This is a genomic window from Aeromonas veronii bv. veronii (assembly GCF_000820225.1).
GTDB classification, from domain to species: domain Bacteria; phylum Pseudomonadota; class Gammaproteobacteria; order Enterobacterales; family Aeromonadaceae; genus Aeromonas; species Aeromonas veronii.
On record NZ_CDDK01000016.1, the window covers coordinates 22,624 to 38,504 of the forward strand.

At 60.3% G+C, this 15,881-nt stretch carries 18 protein-coding genes; 7 read left to right on the forward strand and 11 right to left on the reverse strand.

Translation table 11 applies throughout. The features are described from left to right. Positions 1 to 16 precede the first annotated feature (16 nt). Genes BN1139_RS06005 through rpoE form a run of 3 tightly spaced genes read right to left on the reverse strand, consistent with a single transcriptional unit; the run spans position 17 to position 2,225 of the window. Positions 17 to 997 (reverse strand): MucB/RseB C-terminal domain-containing protein, encoded by a 981-nt coding sequence (locus BN1139_RS06005; protein ID WP_005335407.1) that lies wholly within the window; start codon positions 995 to 997, stop codon positions 17 to 19. A 21-nt stretch (positions 998 to 1,018) separates the two neighbouring features. Beyond that, positions 1,019 to 1,621, reverse strand: a complete 603-nt coding sequence (locus BN1139_RS06010; protein ID WP_005335409.1) for an RseA family anti-sigma factor — start codon at positions 1,619 to 1,621, stop codon at positions 1,019 to 1,021. Between the two features lie 22 nt (positions 1,622 to 1,643). Further along, the gene (rpoE, locus tag BN1139_RS06015) at positions 1,644 to 2,225 is read right to left on the reverse strand and encodes an RNA polymerase sigma factor RpoE (protein WP_005335411.1); all 582 of its coding nucleotides are present in this window, start codon (positions 2,223 to 2,225) and stop codon (positions 1,644 to 1,646) included. A gap of 182 nt (positions 2,226 to 2,407) precedes the next feature. Here rpoE and nadB point away from each other — a divergent pair, with 182 nt between their 5' ends. Next, positions 2,408 to 4,015 carry an L-aspartate oxidase gene (nadB, locus tag BN1139_RS06020; RefSeq protein WP_005354382.1) on the forward strand — a complete coding sequence of 536 codons (1,608 nt, stop codon included), beginning with the start codon at positions 2,408 to 2,410 and terminating at the stop codon, positions 4,013 to 4,015. 154 nt (positions 4,016 to 4,169) lie between these two features. Here nadB and BN1139_RS06025 read toward each other — a convergent pair whose 3' ends face one another. Both BN1139_RS06025 and BN1139_RS06030 read right to left on the reverse strand, forming a co-directional pair. Further along, positions 4,170 to 4,562, reverse strand: coding sequence for a protein YgfX (locus BN1139_RS06025; protein ID WP_005354384.1), 393 nt, complete (start codon positions 4,560 to 4,562; stop codon positions 4,170 to 4,172). Positions 4,563 to 4,581: 19 nt separating this feature from the next. Next, positions 4,582 to 4,851, reverse strand: coding sequence for an FAD assembly factor SdhE (locus tag BN1139_RS06030; RefSeq protein ID WP_005335417.1), 270 nt, complete (start codon positions 4,849 to 4,851; stop codon positions 4,582 to 4,584). A gap of 111 nt (positions 4,852 to 4,962) precedes the next feature. On the opposite strand from BN1139_RS06030, the gene ygfZ reads away from it, so the two are divergent. Next, a complete protein-coding gene (gene ygfZ / locus BN1139_RS06035; protein ID WP_005354387.1) occupies positions 4,963 to 5,871 on the forward strand; it encodes a tRNA-modifying protein YgfZ in 909 nt (302 codons plus the stop codon). A gap of 6 nt (positions 5,872 to 5,877) precedes the next feature. Here the strand turns inward: ygfZ and BN1139_RS06040 are convergent, their stop codons facing one another. Continuing rightward, positions 5,878 to 6,759, reverse strand: a complete 882-nt coding sequence (locus tag BN1139_RS06040; protein ID WP_005335421.1) for a LysR family transcriptional regulator — start codon at positions 6,757 to 6,759, stop codon at positions 5,878 to 5,880. Between the two features lie 125 nt (positions 6,760 to 6,884). On the opposite strand from BN1139_RS06040, the gene BN1139_RS06045 reads away from it, so the two are divergent. Then, entirely contained in the window at positions 6,885 to 7,331 is a 447-nt protein-coding gene (locus BN1139_RS06045) for a PACE efflux transporter (protein ID WP_005335423.1), read from the forward strand. A 162-nt stretch (positions 7,332 to 7,493) separates the two neighbouring features. Here BN1139_RS06045 and BN1139_RS06050 read toward each other — a convergent pair whose 3' ends face one another. Next, positions 7,494 to 7,850 (reverse strand): hypothetical protein, encoded by a 357-nt coding sequence (locus BN1139_RS06050; RefSeq protein ID WP_005354392.1) that lies wholly within the window; start codon positions 7,848 to 7,850, stop codon positions 7,494 to 7,496. A gap of 244 nt (positions 7,851 to 8,094) precedes the next feature. Between BN1139_RS06050 and cutA the strand changes: the two genes are divergently transcribed. The 4 genes from cutA to BN1139_RS06070 all read left to right on the forward strand — a co-directional run bounded on the left by cutA (position 8,095) and on the right by BN1139_RS06070 (position 11,173). Next, a complete protein-coding gene (cutA, locus tag BN1139_RS06055; protein WP_005354395.1) occupies positions 8,095 to 8,412 on the forward strand; it encodes a divalent-cation tolerance protein CutA in 318 nt (105 codons plus the stop codon). Continuing rightward, positions 8,409 to 10,208 carry a protein-disulfide reductase DsbD gene (locus tag BN1139_RS06060; RefSeq protein WP_005354398.1) on the forward strand — a complete coding sequence of 600 codons (1,800 nt, stop codon included), beginning with the start codon at positions 8,409 to 8,411 and terminating at the stop codon, positions 10,206 to 10,208. Before cutA ends, BN1139_RS06060 begins: the two co-directional genes overlap by 4 nt. Continuing rightward, positions 10,198 to 10,689 (forward strand): GNAT family N-acetyltransferase, encoded by a 492-nt coding sequence (locus BN1139_RS06065; RefSeq protein ID WP_005354401.1) that lies wholly within the window; start codon positions 10,198 to 10,200, stop codon positions 10,687 to 10,689. The genes BN1139_RS06060 and BN1139_RS06065 overlap by 11 nt, the downstream gene beginning before the upstream one ends. A gap of 70 nt (positions 10,690 to 10,759) precedes the next feature. After that, positions 10,760 to 11,173, forward strand: coding sequence for a hypothetical protein (locus BN1139_RS06070; protein ID WP_005354404.1), 414 nt, complete (start codon positions 10,760 to 10,762; stop codon positions 11,171 to 11,173). A 55-nt stretch (positions 11,174 to 11,228) separates the two neighbouring features. Here the strand turns inward: BN1139_RS06070 and BN1139_RS06075 are convergent, their stop codons facing one another. The 4 genes from BN1139_RS06075 to BN1139_RS06090 form a co-directional block, all read right to left on the reverse strand. Continuing rightward, entirely contained in the window at positions 11,229 to 11,819 is a 591-nt protein-coding gene (locus BN1139_RS06075; protein ID WP_005354418.1) for a hypothetical protein, read from the reverse strand. A gap of 236 nt (positions 11,820 to 12,055) precedes the next feature. After that, positions 12,056 to 13,360: an NAD(P)/FAD-dependent oxidoreductase gene (locus BN1139_RS06080; protein WP_005354421.1), complete on the reverse strand. Its 1,305-nt coding sequence runs from the start codon at positions 13,358 to 13,360 to the stop codon at positions 12,056 to 12,058. Positions 13,361 to 13,519: 159 nt separating this feature from the next. Further along, positions 13,520 to 14,599, reverse strand: coding sequence for a class II fructose-bisphosphate aldolase (fbaA, locus tag BN1139_RS06085; RefSeq protein ID WP_005354425.1), 1,080 nt, complete (start codon positions 14,597 to 14,599; stop codon positions 13,520 to 13,522). A 115-nt stretch (positions 14,600 to 14,714) separates the two neighbouring features. Then, positions 14,715 to 15,878 carry a phosphoglycerate kinase gene (locus BN1139_RS06090; protein WP_005335436.1) on the reverse strand — a complete coding sequence of 388 codons (1,164 nt, stop codon included), beginning with the start codon at positions 15,876 to 15,878 and terminating at the stop codon, positions 14,715 to 14,717. Positions 15,879 to 15,881: the final 3 nt, after the last annotated feature.

Sequence of the window (15,881 nt, forward strand, 5' to 3'; positions counted from 1 at the left end):
AACCCCGCATCCCCCGTTACTGCACCGCTTCGTTGCGGGCCAGCGGCTGGACCGACTCGGCGATGCGCTTGGCGGTTTCGGCAGGCACCTCACCGACCACGGTGATCTCGACCCCCACCTCGTTGACATAGCTCACCAGCGAAGTCGCCCCCTGGCGGATCAGCTGCTGGCGCACCGCCTGCTTGGGATCGACCCGGGAGACGTAGACCGAGAGATCCACCAGCCCATCGGAGAGCATCATGTAATCCACCGGCATACTGGTGGTCACCAGCTGGTGCCGGTCTTGCGACAGCACCTTGAAGCCATCGGGCAACCAGGTGATCTGCCAGTTCAACTGCTGTTGCGGCGCCGGATAGGCATCCTCCAGCGCCAGCGCCGGGGGCTGCTTGCTGTTGGCCAGCTTCACCAGCCAGGGGGCCGGTTTGCTCTGCAGATCCAGTTCGACACCAAGTACCTGCTCCACCAGATTGCCTTCCCGCTCGACCATGTCGATCCGCAGCAGCAAGTGGCTCTGCTCGTCAATCCAGAGCACGAAACCATATTTATCGGCCTCTTTAGGCACCAGCCTCACCACCTGTGCCACCACACCGGCGACCCGGCTGCGGCCGGCCAGCACTGGATCATAGCTCTCCAGCACCTGCGCCAGCGGCATCTTCACCAGGGTCGACCAGATGCCGGGGAAGCGGGCATCCTTCAGGGTGTAGGGATCGTGGCTGTTTTCAAAGAAGGTGTATTCGTTCTGGCGCTGGAGATACTCGATCGCCTTGCCGTCGAGGTAACTGAGGTGGGCCACTTCCTTGCCGTTGATCACGGCATGGCTGATCCGGATCGGTTCAAGACGCCCCTGACGGGCCTTGACCATGGACAACTCGAAATTCTGTTGCTGCACGGCACTCTGCATCTGCTGCAACAAGGCCTCGGCCGACTTATCGTCGGCCGAGGCCTTGGCACTAATCAGCAGGAGAGAGGCCAGCAAAATACGGCTGGACTGGCGCACGTTTGTATCCCTGACAATTCGTTATTGTTGGATCTGTCTGTCTTGCAACAGGCGCTGCTGCAACTGGTGGTCACGCAGGAAGGCGTTGATCCGCTCCCGCTGCTCCTGCATCTGCTGTTCGGTCAGCCCTTGCTGACGGGCACGGGCGCCATCCTGTTGCGGATAGTGAACACTCACCGGCGCCGCACTGCCACCGATTGGAATGGTATTGAGCACCGGATTGGCCGGAACGCCATCCTGTCCCTGATACTGCTGCACCCCGAAGATAACGGCAGCGGCCACGGATGCCGCAATGGCATATTGACCCAGTTGCTGACCGACACGGCGGAACAACGGAACCACATTGGAATCAGTCTTAACCGGCGCAACGGCAGGTTGCAGCACGGGAGCCGTCTCGACCGGCTTGGGTGCCAGTATGGTGGGCTCATCTTCCAGCGCGGCCATGATGCTGTCACTGAGATCCAGTTGCAGATTGACCGGCAGGTCACCCCGCATGGCATCGCCGATCAGGTGGTAACGACCCCAGGTATCTTGCAAGTCGGAGTCCATCTCCAGCTCGTTCAGTACCTCTGCGTCACTCAGGTCACCGTCCATCAGGGCAGAGATTTGCTCTTTATTTGCCATAAGTTAACCCGTCTTTCCCCAGTTAATTCTCGATCAGAGGTTGCAGCTTTTTATCGATTGCTTCCCTCGCCCGGAAGATACGGGATCTGACCGTACCCACTGGGCAATCCATGATTTCGGCAATCTCTTCGTAGCTCAGCCCTTCCAGTTCGCGAAGGGTGATAGCTGTCCTCAGGTCTTCCGGCAATGCCTCTATGGCTGAAAACACGGTGCGTTTGATCTCGTCAGTCAGCGCCAGGTTTTCGGGGGTTGAGACCTCTTGCAAGGCTTCACCACCACCATAAGACTCCGCTTCGTCAGCCTCCACATCACTGCTGGGCGGCCTGCGCCCCTGGGAGGTGAGATAATTCTTCGCCGTGTTCACGGCAATTCGGTACAACCAAGTGTAAAAAGCACTTTCGCCACGGAATGTCGGCAATGCACGGTAGGCTTTTATAAAGGCCTCTTGCGCCACATCGGGCACATCACCGGGATTGTTGACATACCTGGCAACCAGGTTGACCACCTTATGCTGGTATTTTTTTACCAACAGGTTGAAAGCTGCTTTATCGCCGCGCTGGACCCGTTCAACCAGCTGTTCGTCCAGTAGATTCTGGTCGCTCATCAGAGCCGTAAAACCCCCATCAGGTTATCGTTTTTCTTTTCCGGCCCTTCCTAAGCGCACAAGTTCAGACAGGGAGAATCAGAGAAAGTTCGCTTCAATTGAAAAAAATGTGATGCAGGCTGCATCCTCGCCCTCGCTTGGGCTACCATGGTGCCAGTTCTTAATCCAGGCCAATGATACTTATGAAAGCAAGTGTTGAATACCTTTGCGATGTACTGATCATTGGCAGCGGTGCCGCTGGTTTGTCCCTCGCGTTGCGATTGGCAGACCACGCCAAAGTCCTGGTTCTGAGCAAGGGGCCCATCAGTGAAGGGGCCACTTTCTATGCGCAAGGAGGCATCGCTGCCGTTTTCGACGAAACTGACAGCATCGAATCCCACGTGAGCGACACGCTCAACGCGGGCGCCGGGTTGTGTGACCCGGCAGTGGTCGAGTTCACCGCTCGCCACGCCCGCGAGTCCATCCAGTGGCTCATTCAGCAAGGGGTCCCCTTCGATCAGGAGGAGAACGCCGACGGCGAGTCTCAGTACCACCTCACCCGGGAAGGGGGCCACAGCCATCGCCGCATCTTCCACGCGGCCGACGCCACCGGCAAGGCGGTGCAACTGACCCTGATCGATCAGGTGCGCGCTCACCCCAATATCCAGCTGATGGAGCGCTTCAACGCAGTCGACCTCATCACCACCCGCAAGCTCAACCTGCCGGGCAACAAGGTGCTGGGGGCCTACGTCTGGAACCGCAACGCCGAGCAGGTCGAGGTGATCCGCGCCCGTTTCGTGGCACTGGCTACCGGCGGCGCCTCCAAGGTCTACCAGTACACCTCCAACCCGGATGTGAGCTCTGGCGATGGCATCGCCATGGCATGGCGGGCCGGTTGCCGGGTGGCGAACCTGGAGTTCAACCAGTTCCACCCCACCAGCCTGTTCCACCCGGACGACCCCAACTTCCTGCTGACCGAAGCTCTGCGTGGCGAGGGGGCCTATCTGCGCCGCCCGGACGGTAGCCGCTTTATGCCGGAGTTTGACGAGCGGGCCGAGCTGGCACCGCGCGATATTGTCGCCCGCGCCATCGACCACGAGATGAAGCGACTCGGGGCGGATTGCATGTATCTGGACATCAGCCACAAACCGGCCGATTTCATCATCAAGCACTTCCCGACCATTTATGAGCGCTGCCTCGCGGTCGGCATCGACATCACCAAGGAGCCGATGCCCATCGTGCCGGCCGCCCACTACACCTGTGGCGGCGTGATGATCGACAACAACGGCCAGACCGATATCCCCGGCCTCTACGCCATAGGTGAAGTGACCTACACCGGTCTGCACGGCGCCAACCGCATGGCCTCCAACTCCCTGCTGGAATGCGTGGTCTATGCCCATCAGGCGGGGGCCGACATTCTGGCCAAGCTGCCGATGAGTGTGGAGCCGCCGCGCCTGCCGGTATGGGACGAGAGCAAGGTGGAAGACTCCGACGAACTGGTGGTGATCCAGCACAACTGGCACGAGCTGCGGTTGATGATGTGGGACTACGTGGGGATAGTGCGTACCAACAAACGCCTGGCCCGCGCCAAGCGCCGCATCGACCTGCTCAAGCAGGAGGTGCAGGAGTACTACGCCAACTTCCGCGTCTCCAACAACCTGCTGGAGCTGCGCAACCTGCTGCAGGTGGCCGAGCTTATCGTCAACTGCGCCCTGCAGCGCAAGGAGTCTCGCGGCCTGCACTACAACCTGGATTATCCGGATATGCTGCCGGACTCAAAGCCAACCGTGCTGACCCCGGAGCGGGATTAATCCCCTTCCAGCCAAGCGTTACAGCAATCAGTGACCCCGCCCCGGCGGGGTCACTTGTTTTCAACCGCTTTTCAGCCACAAAAAGAGTGCCGCCAGCCGCATCGCAGCAGCTTATCGCGGTAAATCAGCGCATGGTCATCACGGGAAGCAGGCGTCAGCGCCGAGACGGCAGAAAGTGGATGGCTCGCGCCAGCAGGCGGTAATGTTCGGGGGGAAGGGCGTCGGAGAAGAGCCACAGTTGCCGTGGCAACACGGCTCCACTCTCTTGCGGATCGGGACAAAGCGCTAGCCTGAGCACACCGGGCAGAATGCGGCTTTTCTTGTCGAGCTGATAGCGACGACCTTGCCACTGTAGCCACTGGCCATCCCAGACAAGCTCGAACGGGGGCTCGGCAAGCGCCCGCCAGCTCAGCCAGAGCACCACCAGCCAGACGGGCAGCAACAGCGCCCACTGCCAACCGGCAATCAGGCCAGCCACCGGCCAGAGCAGCAACAGAAAGAGGGCCACCAGCAAATATTGCTGATGGCGGGAGGGGTGAACCGTCATGATCACCCGCTCCACGGTATTACCCCTGGCGGTCGTGGCGCGCCTGATTGCGCTCCAGGATCATCGGGATCATGGCGGCAAATGCGGGATCGGCAGGGACACCATGACCCATGCACCATTTGAACAGATCCGGATCGTCGCTCGCCAGCAGGCGGATAAAGGTCTGCTGATCGGCTTCGCTCAGGGAGTCGAACTCGTGTTCGAAAAAGGGCATAAAGATCACATCCAGCTCGAGCATACCGCGACGGCAGGCCCACTTCAGGCGGGATTTTTCAACTGGGCTCAACATGGCACTCTCCTTACAAAGACCGGGGGATGGTACCAGCTGGATTTTCCGGCTGACAAACATTAGTTACGTCTTTACCATGCAGCTCACATACTTTCTCTCTGGAATACCATCGTGAGCCTGCAACCACCTGTTTTTCCTGCCGAGCCGACCCGCTTCTCCCTGACCAAGCTGGCCATCACCCGTATCAGCGGCCAGGATCGCGTCAAATATCTGCAAGGTCAGGTCACCTGTGATGTCAACGCCCTGCAACCGGGGCAACAGACCGCGGGCGGCCACTGTGATCCCAAGGGCAAGCTGTGGAGCAATTTCCGCCTGCTCTGCCTCGACGACAGCCTGCTGCTGCTGACCAGCCCTTCAGTGCTGGAACGTCAGTTGCCGGAGCTGAAGAAATTTGCCGTCTTCTCCAAGGTCGAGATCGCCGCCGATGAGCGTCACGCCACCGGGATCGCCGGTACAGGCAGCGATGCGTGGATCGCCGCGCAGTTTGGCCTTCTGCAGAGCGGTCTTATCGACGGCGGCATGGCGGTGAAGATTGAGCAGGATCGCTGGCTGCTGGTGAGCAATCAGCAAGCCGACGCCCTGCCGCAAGGTGACGAGTCACTCTGGTGGGGGCTCGAGATCAAGGCGGGCCTGCCGCACATGGAGGCGGTGCATCAGGGGGAGTTCATCCCGCAGATGCTCAACCTGCAGGCACTGGACGGCATCAGCTTCAACAAGGGCTGCTACATGGGGCAGGAGACGGTGGCCCGCGCCAAGTATCGCGGCGCCAACAACCGCGCCCTGTTCCTGCTGGCGGGGACTACCGGCGAGCCAGTTGCCAGCGGCGATACTCTGGAGCTGCAACTGGGTGACAACTGGCGCCGCAGCGGCATGGTGCTCAACGCCTGGCAACAGGCCGGGCAGGTGTGGCTCACCGCCGTACTGCCGAAAGATACCGAGGCTGACGCCCAATTCCGCCTCAAGCAGGACGAAGGCTCCCGCCTCACCCTGCAACCCCTGCCTTACGCCCTGACCGAGTAAGGTCGGCTAGCGAGGCACCCGCGCCAGCAGTGCCTCCTTCAGCCAGCGCCCCGCCTGCCCCAGCGGGCGGGCGCGATGCCACTGCAGCTCCAGCGCCAGCGCGTGGCTGGCGATAAAGTCCGGCTCCAACACAACAACCTCGCCCCGCTTCAGCGGTTGATGCAGCAGAAATTCCGGGATGGCGGACCAGCCAAGGCCCCGCTTGACCAGCTCCAGCACCCCGAGATCCCCCTCGACCCACCACACCTGAGCCGAGATGCGAAAACGCTGGCGCTCGCTCCCTTCCCGTCGGCCGGTGACCATCAGCTGACGTGCCCCCTGCAGATCGACCTCCCGCAGCGGCTGCTTGCGGGCCAGCGGATGATCCGGTGACACCACCAGCGGCATGGTCACCTCCCCCAGCGAATGGGCAACAATCTCCCGCTGCGGATGCACCTTCTGATAGCTGATGCCAAGCTGGGCCCGACCGGTCACCAGCATCTCGGTCACATCTTCCATCAGCGGGAAGAGCAGCTCCAGCTCTACGGTAGGGTAACGAGTGGCGAACTCCTCCAGCAGGGTGCCGAGCCAGGGCAGGTGGGAGTCATCATCGATGGCCAGAGTGAGGCGCGTCTCCACCCCGGCCGCCAGCTCCCCGGCAATGGATTGCAATCGTTCACTCTGCGCCAGCAGGATCCCCGCCTCCTGCACCATGCGGGCCCCCGCCTCCGTCAGCTGCGGATAGCGGCCGCTGCGGTCAAACAGGGTGAGCGCCAGATCGATCTCCAGATTGGCGATGGCGCTGCTCACCACCGACTGCGCCTTGCCCAGCTTGCGGGCGGCAGCGGAAAACGAGCCGGTTTCGGCGGCCGCCAGCAAGATCCTCAGTTGTTCCAGTGATGGCGTCATCTTATTGCCCTCCGGCAAGCCCTCTCATCCATCTATTTTAGCGATGGATACCAACATGAATCTATCGCTAAAGATCTATAGATTAACCAGCAATCCGTGAATAAATCTGATTGAGAGAGTGACTTATGCGTACCCGTAACGATCGCCTGCGCCATGCCATTGGCTTTGAATTTATTGGCCTGCTGATTGCCGCCCCGCTGGCCAGCTGGGTTACCGGGGTAGGGCTCAACCATATGGGCCCGCTGGCACTGTTCTTCTCGGTGCTGGCCACAGTCTGGAACTACATCTACAACATCGGGGTCGACAAGCTGCTGCTCAAATATCAGGGCCATACCCACAAGACCCTGTGGCAACGGGTGCTGCATACCTTCGGCTTTGAGGGCGGTCTGCTGATCGTCGCGCTGCCGGTCATGTCCTGGTGGCTGAGCGTCAGCATGCTGGAGGCGCTGGTGCTGGATCTGGGCTTCGTCGTTTTCTACCTGATCTATGCCTTCGTCTACAACTGGGGCTATGACAAGGTGTTCCCCATCCCCCGCGAAGTGCCGCACGGCATGCCCCAAGAGGCGCGCTAAGGCGCAAATCGATTGGGCCGGAACCGAGAAGCGAAGGTCAACAAGAGAAGGCAACAGAAGAAACGACACGGCCCCACCATGGCAGACATGATGGGGCCACAACAGGGATCAGCGCTGGCAGGCCGGCTGATTCAGAGGTAAGGATTCAGGCCTGCCCGTCGCTCAGGCCTGGGCCTTGAGTTCTTCGCCGCTCTCGTCAGTTGCGACAGCCTCTTCAGGCTGGGCCTGAGCGGTCTGCAGCGCTTCCAGCTCGCTCTGATAATCGCTCAGGATCTGCTGGGCAACCGCCATATCTCCCTTGTGTTTGCGCTCGAACAGATGGTGCTGCACCACGCCGTTGAGATACTCCACCGTGATGGGCTGCTCCAGGGTGGCCATCAGCTCCTCTTTCTCCAGCTCGGCATTGATTTCATCGGCGGTCGTGCGCAGCAGCCCGGCCAATTGAACCAACATGCGGCGCTCACCTTCGCGCAGCAGGCTCAACATGCGGTTTCTCTGCTGCTCATTCTGTTGGGTCATACATTTCCTTACGTCAATTGGGAACAAGCCAGCTCATTCTGCCCTGTCCCCATGACAGCGTCTATCTCATGCCCCCCACAAATTTTTGGCGCTGGCTCACAAATGGCTACAGATGCTATTTGAAGCGCCTCTGGGGTATAGTAGCCGCTGTTTTTCGGGCGCTTTTTTCACCTTCATCCGCGTAAAGGGATGAGACGGCAAGGGCGCCTGCCCGGTTTACCCCAACGAGGTGAAGATCCGCTTTATGACCGACGCCATTGTGGTGCTCTGCACCTGCCCAGATCAAACCAGTGCCGACCTTCTCTGCAAACAGCTGCTGAACCAGCGGCTGGCCGCCTGCATCAATCAACTGCCGGGCATTACCTCCGTCTATCGTTGGCAAGGCAAGGTGGAGCGCGCCACCGAGATCCAGCTCATCATCAAATCCCGTCAATCGCGCTTTGCCGAGCTGCAGGCATGTATTCAAGCCAATCACCCCTATGAGGTGCCCGAGCTGCTGGCCCTGCCGGTGAGTGCCGGACTACCTGCCTATCTCGACTGGATCAATGGGGAGACCTCATGACGTTCACCCGCTTGCTCTCCCCCCTGCTGCTGCTCTGTGCCCTGTTGATGACAGCGGTGGGCAGCTCCCCTGCCCACGCCAGCGGCGCCGATCTGCTCAGCTCGCTGGGCATTGAGGCCAACGCCAAACCCAAATTTTTGCAGGTCGATGAGGCCTTTCAGATCGAGAGCGAACAGCGCGGCGATCAGCTGCTGCTGACCCTCCACATCGCCGACGATTACTACCTCTATCGCCACAGCCTGCGTTTCAAGGGGAACAACCTCACCTTCAGCGAGCCGACCCTGCCGGAAGGCACCGAGCACGAGGATGACTTCTTCGGCAAGACCCGGGTCTACTACCAGCAGGTGAGCATCGTGGTGCCGCTAAAGGAGGTGGGGGAAAATGCCACCCTGCGGGTGCGCTATCAGGGCTGTACCGACGGCCTCTGCTACCCGCCGACCGACAAACTGATCGACGTGGCCCCGCTGGTCACGACAACCACAGCGTCCACTGCTGATACGGCACAAAGCGTCGCACCGGTTAGCCAGCAGGATCAGCTGGCCGCCGCCCTCGGTAATCAGGGTTTTTGGCTCAGCATCGTCGCCTTCTTCGCGCTGGGGCTGGGGCTCGCCTTCACCCCCTGCGTCTTCCCCATGTACCCAATCCTGACCGGCATCATCGCCGGTGCTGGCCATCGCCTCTCCACAGGTCGCGCCTTCCTGCTCTCCTTTGTCTATGTGCAGGGGATGGCGGTCACCTACACCTTGCTGGGGCTGGTAGTGGCCTCGGCAGGGCTGAAATTCCAGGCTGCGCTGCAACACCCCTATGTGCTGATCGCCCTCTCGGTGATGTTCGTGCTGCTGGCCCTCTCCATGTTCGGACTCTATACCCTGCAGTTGCCGAGCAGTTTGCAAACGCGGCTCTCCGGCCTCTCCAACCGTCAGCAGGGCGGCTCTGTCGTCGGGGTCGCCATCATGGGGATGATCTCCGGGCTGGTCTGCTCCCCCTGCACCACGGCGCCACTCTCGGGGGCACTGATCTACGTGGCCCAGAGCGGCGATCTCTGGCTCGGCGGGGCGGCGCTCTACGCGCTGTCACTGGGGATGGGGCTGCCGCTGCTGCTGCTCGGCACCTCGGGTGGCAAGCTGCTGCCCAAGGCGGGCGCATGGATGGATGTGGTCAAGCAGCTGTTTGGCTTTGCCCTGCTGGCAGTGCCCATCCTGCTGCTGTCACGGCTCTGGAGCGATCAGATTGCCACTCTCGCCTGGCTCGGCTGGGGGCTGCTGCTGTGCGGCTATCTCTATCACCACAACCAGCATCAGCCCCACTCGGTGGCCAAAAGCGTGCGCGGCTTCGTGCTGTTGCTGGCGATGATCAGCGCTGTGGTGGTGGGCAAGGATCTGCTGCAACCGGCCCCCCCTGCTGCCGTCACGGCGGATGCCAGTCAAACGGCGCCGCGGTTTATCCGCGTCAAGACGCTGGATGATCTGAAGGTGCAGCTGGCCGCCGCCCGCGGCAAGCCGGTGCTGCTCGACCTCTACGCCGACTGGTGCGTCGCCTGCAAAGAATTCGAGCACAAGACCTTCAGTGACCCAACCGTGCGCGAGCGCTTCGGCCAGATGGTGCTGCTGCAGGCGGATGTTACCGCCAACGACGATGCCGATATCGAGCTGCTCAACGGTCTCAATGTGCTGGGGCTGCCGACCCTGATCTTCTTCGACCGCGAGGGCAAGGAGCTGACAGGGCAGCGGGTCACCGGTTTTATGGGGCCTATCCCCTTTGCCAAACATCTCGAGATGGTAAGTGATGCACACTGAGTTGCGTCGGCTGCAGACAAGCGATGCACCTGCCTTGCAGAGGCTGTTCGAGCAGGCCCCCTCCTATCAGGCGGCGGTGAGCAATGCCCCTCTCTCTGCACAGGCAGGAGAAGAGGAACTTGTCGCCTGCCCACCCGGCCTGCCTCTCTCCGACAAACATCTCATCGGCCGCTGGGAGCAGGGAGAACTCACCGCTGTCATTGATCTGCTGCGCGGCTACCCCAATCCAGACACCGCCTATCTGGGTCTGTTACTGGTGGGGGAACCCTGGCAAGGGAGTGGCCGTGGTCAGTCGCTCTATCTTCACGCCTGCACGCTGGCAAGCTCATGGGGGGCTACCCGGCTTCGCCTGTCAGTGATTGCCAGCAATGAGAGTGCTCTATCCTTCTGGCTGCGCAGAGGCTTCACCGAGTGCTATCGCCGCGAGCTGGCTGGTTATCGGGCCGAAGCCATCGTGCTGGAACGTTCACTGGAACCGTGAGCCGAGGTTTGCCGCCGCGCATTCGCGTGGCACAATCGCCCCTCTCGTTTTGTACTTGTCCGGAGTTTTGATGAAAAAGTGGTTCATCCCCCTGCTAGCCCTCTGGCTTTATGGCTGCAGTGCAGGGCCCGGTGAAGAGGATATCCGCCAGCAGGTCACCGCCAAGCTGCTGGCCGAGATAGACGCCAACCTGTTCGATATCAGCGACTTCACCATCCTCGGCAAGGAGGAGCGGATGGAGGGGGTCTATCTGGTCAAGGTGAGTTACCAGCTCCACTTCAAGCAGGGGCTCGATCAGTTGCAGGTGTTGCACGACGAGGATCTGGTCTACGACCGGGTTGGCCCCTTCCAGCAGGAGATGGGGCTGATGGAGCTCGAGCGCAAATATGGCGAGTTCGAGGCGGGCCAGGTGCTGCCGCAAGAGGCCGAGGTGTGGATGATGAAGGACGAACAGGGCTGGCGGCTGGCGGAACCGGCGCAATAAAGGGCAACAAGCCCCTCATGTCTCTGCAACGGCGGGACTGCCGTTGCCAACCAGCTCAAACCTGGGTATCGACCCGATACCCTTTTCGCTCGGCAGGTTCGTTCGGCAGCTTGCTGGCCAACCCTGACAGCACCTCCTTGAGGGTGACCCCGCTCTCTGCCGCACCACTGCTCTCCAGCAGCTTGGTCAGCTGGCTCTGCAAGGGGTTGACCGCTTCACGCTCGGCTCCTTGCTCGCTCTCTTTCTCCTGTCTGCCCTGCTGATCCAGCGTCTCCAGCAGGCGCTCCAGATCCCGCTTGAGCGGGTTTTCGCTGCTGTCGGCGATGGCGAGTTTGCGCTGTTCCTGCTCTTGCCGCTGTTGTTGCTGCAATGCCAACTGTTGCTCCTGCTGCTGTTGCAGGGAGCCCATCATGGTGTTGATGAACGCTTCCAGCGAATCCCTGATTGAAACAGTGCCACCGCCGCGGCTCTCCCCTTGCGGTGACAGTCCCAGTTCGTCCAGCACGGCGCCAAGGTCGCGCACCATCCGGCTGTCGCCGCCCGTTGATGGCGAGGTCACAGCCCGCTCCTGTGCCTGCACAGCGGGAGAACCCTGCTGTTGCGCCAGCGGGCTGAGCCCGCCTGACGCGACCACATTTATCTCCATCTTGGCCCTCCTCTCCCCGTCCTCGGCCCTTTCTCGGCAAATATTGCGGCAATCTGACAACCCCTTGCCCCTTGGCAGATAACCGCTCTCACACCTAAAAGATAGCGCCAACCGAACGAAATTGGCGCGAATGCATCTTTTGGTCTATCAGGCGGAATGATAGTGCCAACCCGCAATAAACAAGGGCTGGCAAGGGGGCTTAGTTCAGCCATCACTGCACAGGCTGACAATCGGAGTCAGAAGATATCCTTCATCCGGTGCCACAACATTCCCAGTGCCAGCAGCGGGGAGCGCAGCGCCGGGCCGCCGGGGAAGGTGATGTGGGGCACGCTGGCAAAGAGATCGAAGCCCCGGCTCTCGCCGCGGATCGCCTCGGCCACCAGCTTGCCCGCCATATGGGTGGCATTGAGGCCGTGACCCGAGTAGGCCTGGGCGTAGAACACGTTGGGGTGTTCCTTGAGACGGCCAATCTGCGGCAGCCGGTTGGCGCCGATCCCGATCATGCCGCCCCACTGAAACTCGATGGCGGTGCCAGCCAGCTCGGGGAAGACTCGCTGCATCTTGGGCAGCATAAAGGCCTTGATATCCTTCGGGTCTCGCCCCGAATAGTTGCAGGCGCCGCCAAACAGCAGACGGCCATCGGCAGAGAGGCGGTAGTAGTCGAGCGCTACGTTCTGATCGCACACCGCCATGTTTTGCGGCAGCAAGCGCTGGCGCAAGCGGCGATCCAGCACCTCGGTGGCGAGGATGTAGGAGCCGGCAGGTAGCACCCGCCCTCCCAGCTCTGGATTGAGGTCGTTGAGATAGGCGTTGCAGCCGATCACCAGATAATCGGCGGTGACCCGCCCATGAGCCGTGGTCACCTCGACCTGCTTGCCGTAATCGATATGGGTCACTCGGGAGTGTTCAAACAGGGAAACCCCGAGGCTGGCTGCGGCTCGCGCCTCGCCGAGCGCCAGATTGAGGGGATGGAGATGGCCGGAGCCCATGTCGATAAGGCCGCCGATATAGCGATCCGACCCCACCACGCTATGGATATCTTCCCGCGGCACCAGTTTGAGTTCGTGCTCATAGCCAAGGCTCGCCAGATGGTCGAGATCCTCCTCGAAACCTGCCAGATGGCGCTGACGGGTGGCCAGATCGCAGTAACCCCAGGTGAGGTCGCAGTCGATATTGAAACGCTCAACCCGCTCGCGCACCAGCTGCACCGCCTCCAGCCCCATCAGGTCGAGTTCGCGCACCCCTTCCTCACCAATCCAGCGGACAAACTGGCTGGTATCGTGACCGATACCGCGAATAAGCTGACCGCCGTTGCGCCCGGAGGCGCCCCAGCCGATACGGTTGGCCTCCAGCAAGGCGACCTTGTAACCGGCATCAGCCAGATTGATGGCGGTATTGAGACCGGTAAAACCGCCGCCGATGATGCAGACGTCAGCCTTGTGCTCCCCCTCCAGCTCGGGCCACTGTTGCGAGTCGTTGCGGGTGGCCGCGTAGTAGGAGGCGACGTGCTCCTGATATCCGTTGTGCTTTCCTGCCTGCATGCTCAGCATCCTGCCTTGGTTGCAAATTGTTTAATAAAATAAGCAAAGTTGTTTCGATAATACCCAGTTCCCCCTCCACTCACCAACTGGTGCGGATCACAGAAATGCAAAAGGCGCCCCGAAGGGCGCCTTTTCATGCAATCAAGGTGCGGTAACGAATTACAGTACGTCGATGGCGTTCAGGTCGGAGAATGCTTTCTCCAGACGAGCGATCATGGAAGTCTGACCTTCACGCAGCCATACGCGCGGATCGTAGTACTTCTTGTTCGGCTTGTCGGCGCCTTCCGGGTTGCCCAGCTGGCCTTGCAGGTAAGCTTCGTTCTTCTTGTAGAAGTTCAGCAGACCTTCCCAGGTTGCCCACTGGGTGTCGGTGTCGATGTTCATCTTCACTACGCCGTAGGAGATGGACTCGCGGATCTCTTCCAGAGTGGAACCTGAACCACCGTGGAATACGAAGTCCAGAGACTTGGCAGGGATTCCGAACTTCTCGGAAACGAACTTCTGGGAAGCGTCCAGGATGGACGGGGTCAGCTTGACGTTACCCGGCTTGTATACACCGTGTACGTTGCCGAAGGAGGCAGCGATGGTGAAACGCGGGCTGATCTTGGACAGACGCTCGTAAGCGTAAGCAACATCTTCCGGCTGGGTGTACAGAGCGGACTGATCCATGTGGCTGTTGTCGACGCCGTCTTCTTCGCCACCGGTGCAACCCAGTTCCAGCTCCAGAGTCATGTTCATCTTGGCCATGCGGGTCAGGTACTCGCAGCAGATGTCGATGTTCTCTTCCAGAGACTCTTCGGACAGATCCAGCATGTGGGAGGAGAACAGCGGCTTGCCGGTTTCAGCAAAGTGCTTCTCGCCCGCTTCCAGCAGACCGTCGATCCACGGCAGCAGCTTCTTGGCTGCGTGGTCGGTGTGCAGGATTACCGGCACGCCGTAGGCTTCGGCAACAGCGTGAACGTGCTTGGCACCAGAGATGGCACCAAGGATGGCAGCTTTCTGACCTTCCAGCTTCAGACCCTTACCGGCGGTGAACACGGCACCACCGTTGGAGAACTGAACGATAACCGGCGCTTTAACCTTGGCGGCAGCTTCCAGTACGGCGTTCACGGAGTCGGTACCAACGCAGTTTACGGCCGGCAGAGCAAAGCCGTTCTCTTTAGCGATGGCGAACACTTTCTGAACGTCATCACCAGTGATCACGCCGGGTTTTACGAAGTCGAAAATTTTCTTAGACATGTTTAATCGTCCTGTCTCGTATGCCGTTAATAAAAAATGGGGGGTTCATCATGAACCGGCACAGCGGGCACATGATAAACGAAACGGGAGGCTTTTGCCCCCCGTTCCGGGTCAATTAGGCTTTGGCGCGCTGTTCCAGAATCGCAACAGCCGGCAGTACCTTGCCTTCTACGAACTCCAGGAAGGCGCCGCCGCCAGTGGAGATGTAGGAGACTTTGTCAGCGATGCCGAACTTGTCGATGGCAGCCAGGGTGTCACCACCGCCAGCGATGGAGAAGGCCGGAGAAGCAGCGATGGCTTCAGCGATAACCTTGGTGCCTTCAGCGAACTGGTCGAACTCGAACACACCAACCGGACCGTTCCACAGGATGGTCTTGGCGTTCATGATGATGTCAGCCAGGGCCTTGGCAGAATCCGGGCCGATGTCGAAGATCATGTCGCCGTCGGTCACGTCAGAGACGGACTTGATGGTCGCCGGAGTGGACTCGGAGAACTCGGCACCTACAACCACGTCGGTGGTCACAGGAATGTTGGTCTCGGCAGCCAGTTTCTTGGCGGTGTCGATCAGGTCGTGCTCGCACAGGGACTTGCCGACGTTGTGACCGGCAGCAGCGATGAAGGTGTTGGCGATGCCACCACCGACAACCAGCTGGTCAGCGATCTTGGAGAGGGATTCCAGAACGGTCAGCTTGGTGGAGACCTTGGAGCCGCCAACGATGGCAACCATCGGACGCTCGGGCTTCAGCATGGCTTTGCCCAAGGCTTCCAGTTCACCCGCCAGCAGCGGACCGGCACAAGCGACCGGAGCGAACTGGGCAACACCGTAGGTGGAACCTTCGGCGCGGTGAGCAGTACCGAACGCATCCATTACAAAGACGTCACACAGGGCGGCGTATTTTTTGGCCAGCTCTTCGGTGTTCTTCTTCTCGCCTTTGTTGAAGCGGCAGTTTTCCAGCACAACCAGCTCACCGGCAGCGACTTCTACGCCATCCAGGTAATCCTTGGCCAAGCGAACCGGGCAGGACAGAGCGTCTTTCAGATAGTTGACAACCGGAGCCAGGGAGAATTCTTCGTTGTATTCACCCTCGGTCGGACGACCCAGGTGGGAGGTGATCATCAGCTTGGCGCCCTTTTCCAGAGCCAGCTTGATGGTCGGCAGAGTCGCAACGATACGTGCATCGGAGGTGACCTTGCCGTCTTTTACCGGTACGTTCAGGTCAGCACGGATCAGAACGCGTTTACCCGCCAGATCCAGGTCAGTCATCTTGATAACAGACATATT

Excerpts from the sequence above, each read along its gene's own strand:
- BN1139_RS06010 (WP_005335409.1), bottom strand. The coding sequence starts at position 1,621 with ATGGCAAATAAAGAGCAAATCTCTGCCCTGATGGACGGTGACCTGAGT.
- rpoE (WP_005335411.1), bottom strand. The coding sequence starts at position 2,225 with ATGAGCGACCAGAATCTACTGGACGAACAGCTGGTTGAACGGGTCCAG.
- nadB (WP_005354382.1), top strand. The coding sequence starts at position 2,408 with ATGAAAGCAAGTGTTGAATACCTTTGCGATGTACTGATCATTGGCAGC.
- BN1139_RS06025 (WP_005354384.1), bottom strand. The coding sequence starts at position 4,562 with ATGACGGTTCACCCCTCCCGCCATCAGCAATATTTGCTGGTGGCCCTC.
- BN1139_RS06030 (WP_005335417.1), bottom strand. The coding sequence starts at position 4,851 with ATGTTGAGCCCAGTTGAAAAATCCCGCCTGAAGTGGGCCTGCCGTCGC.
- BN1139_RS06040 (WP_005335421.1), bottom strand. The coding sequence starts at position 6,759 with ATGACGCCATCACTGGAACAACTGAGGATCTTGCTGGCGGCCGCCGAA.
- BN1139_RS06045 (WP_005335423.1), top strand. The coding sequence starts at position 6,885 with ATGCGTACCCGTAACGATCGCCTGCGCCATGCCATTGGCTTTGAATTT.
- BN1139_RS06050 (WP_005354392.1), bottom strand. The coding sequence starts at position 7,850 with ATGACCCAACAGAATGAGCAGCAGAGAAACCGCATGTTGAGCCTGCTG.
- cutA (WP_005354395.1), top strand. The coding sequence starts at position 8,095 with ATGACCGACGCCATTGTGGTGCTCTGCACCTGCCCAGATCAAACCAGT.
- BN1139_RS06060 (WP_005354398.1), top strand. The coding sequence starts at position 8,409 with ATGACGTTCACCCGCTTGCTCTCCCCCCTGCTGCTGCTCTGTGCCCTG.
- BN1139_RS06065 (WP_005354401.1), top strand. The coding sequence starts at position 10,198 with ATGCACACTGAGTTGCGTCGGCTGCAGACAAGCGATGCACCTGCCTTG.
- BN1139_RS06070 (WP_005354404.1), top strand. The coding sequence starts at position 10,760 with ATGAAAAAGTGGTTCATCCCCCTGCTAGCCCTCTGGCTTTATGGCTGC.
- BN1139_RS06075 (WP_005354418.1), bottom strand. The coding sequence starts at position 11,819 with ATGGAGATAAATGTGGTCGCGTCAGGCGGGCTCAGCCCGCTGGCGCAA.
- BN1139_RS06080 (WP_005354421.1), bottom strand. The coding sequence starts at position 13,360 with ATGCAGGCAGGAAAGCACAACGGATATCAGGAGCACGTCGCCTCCTAC.
- fbaA (WP_005354425.1), bottom strand. The coding sequence starts at position 14,599 with ATGTCTAAGAAAATTTTCGACTTCGTAAAACCCGGCGTGATCACTGGT.
- BN1139_RS06090 (WP_005335436.1), bottom strand. The coding sequence starts at position 15,878 with ATGTCTGTTATCAAGATGACTGACCTGGATCTGGCGGGTAAACGCGTT.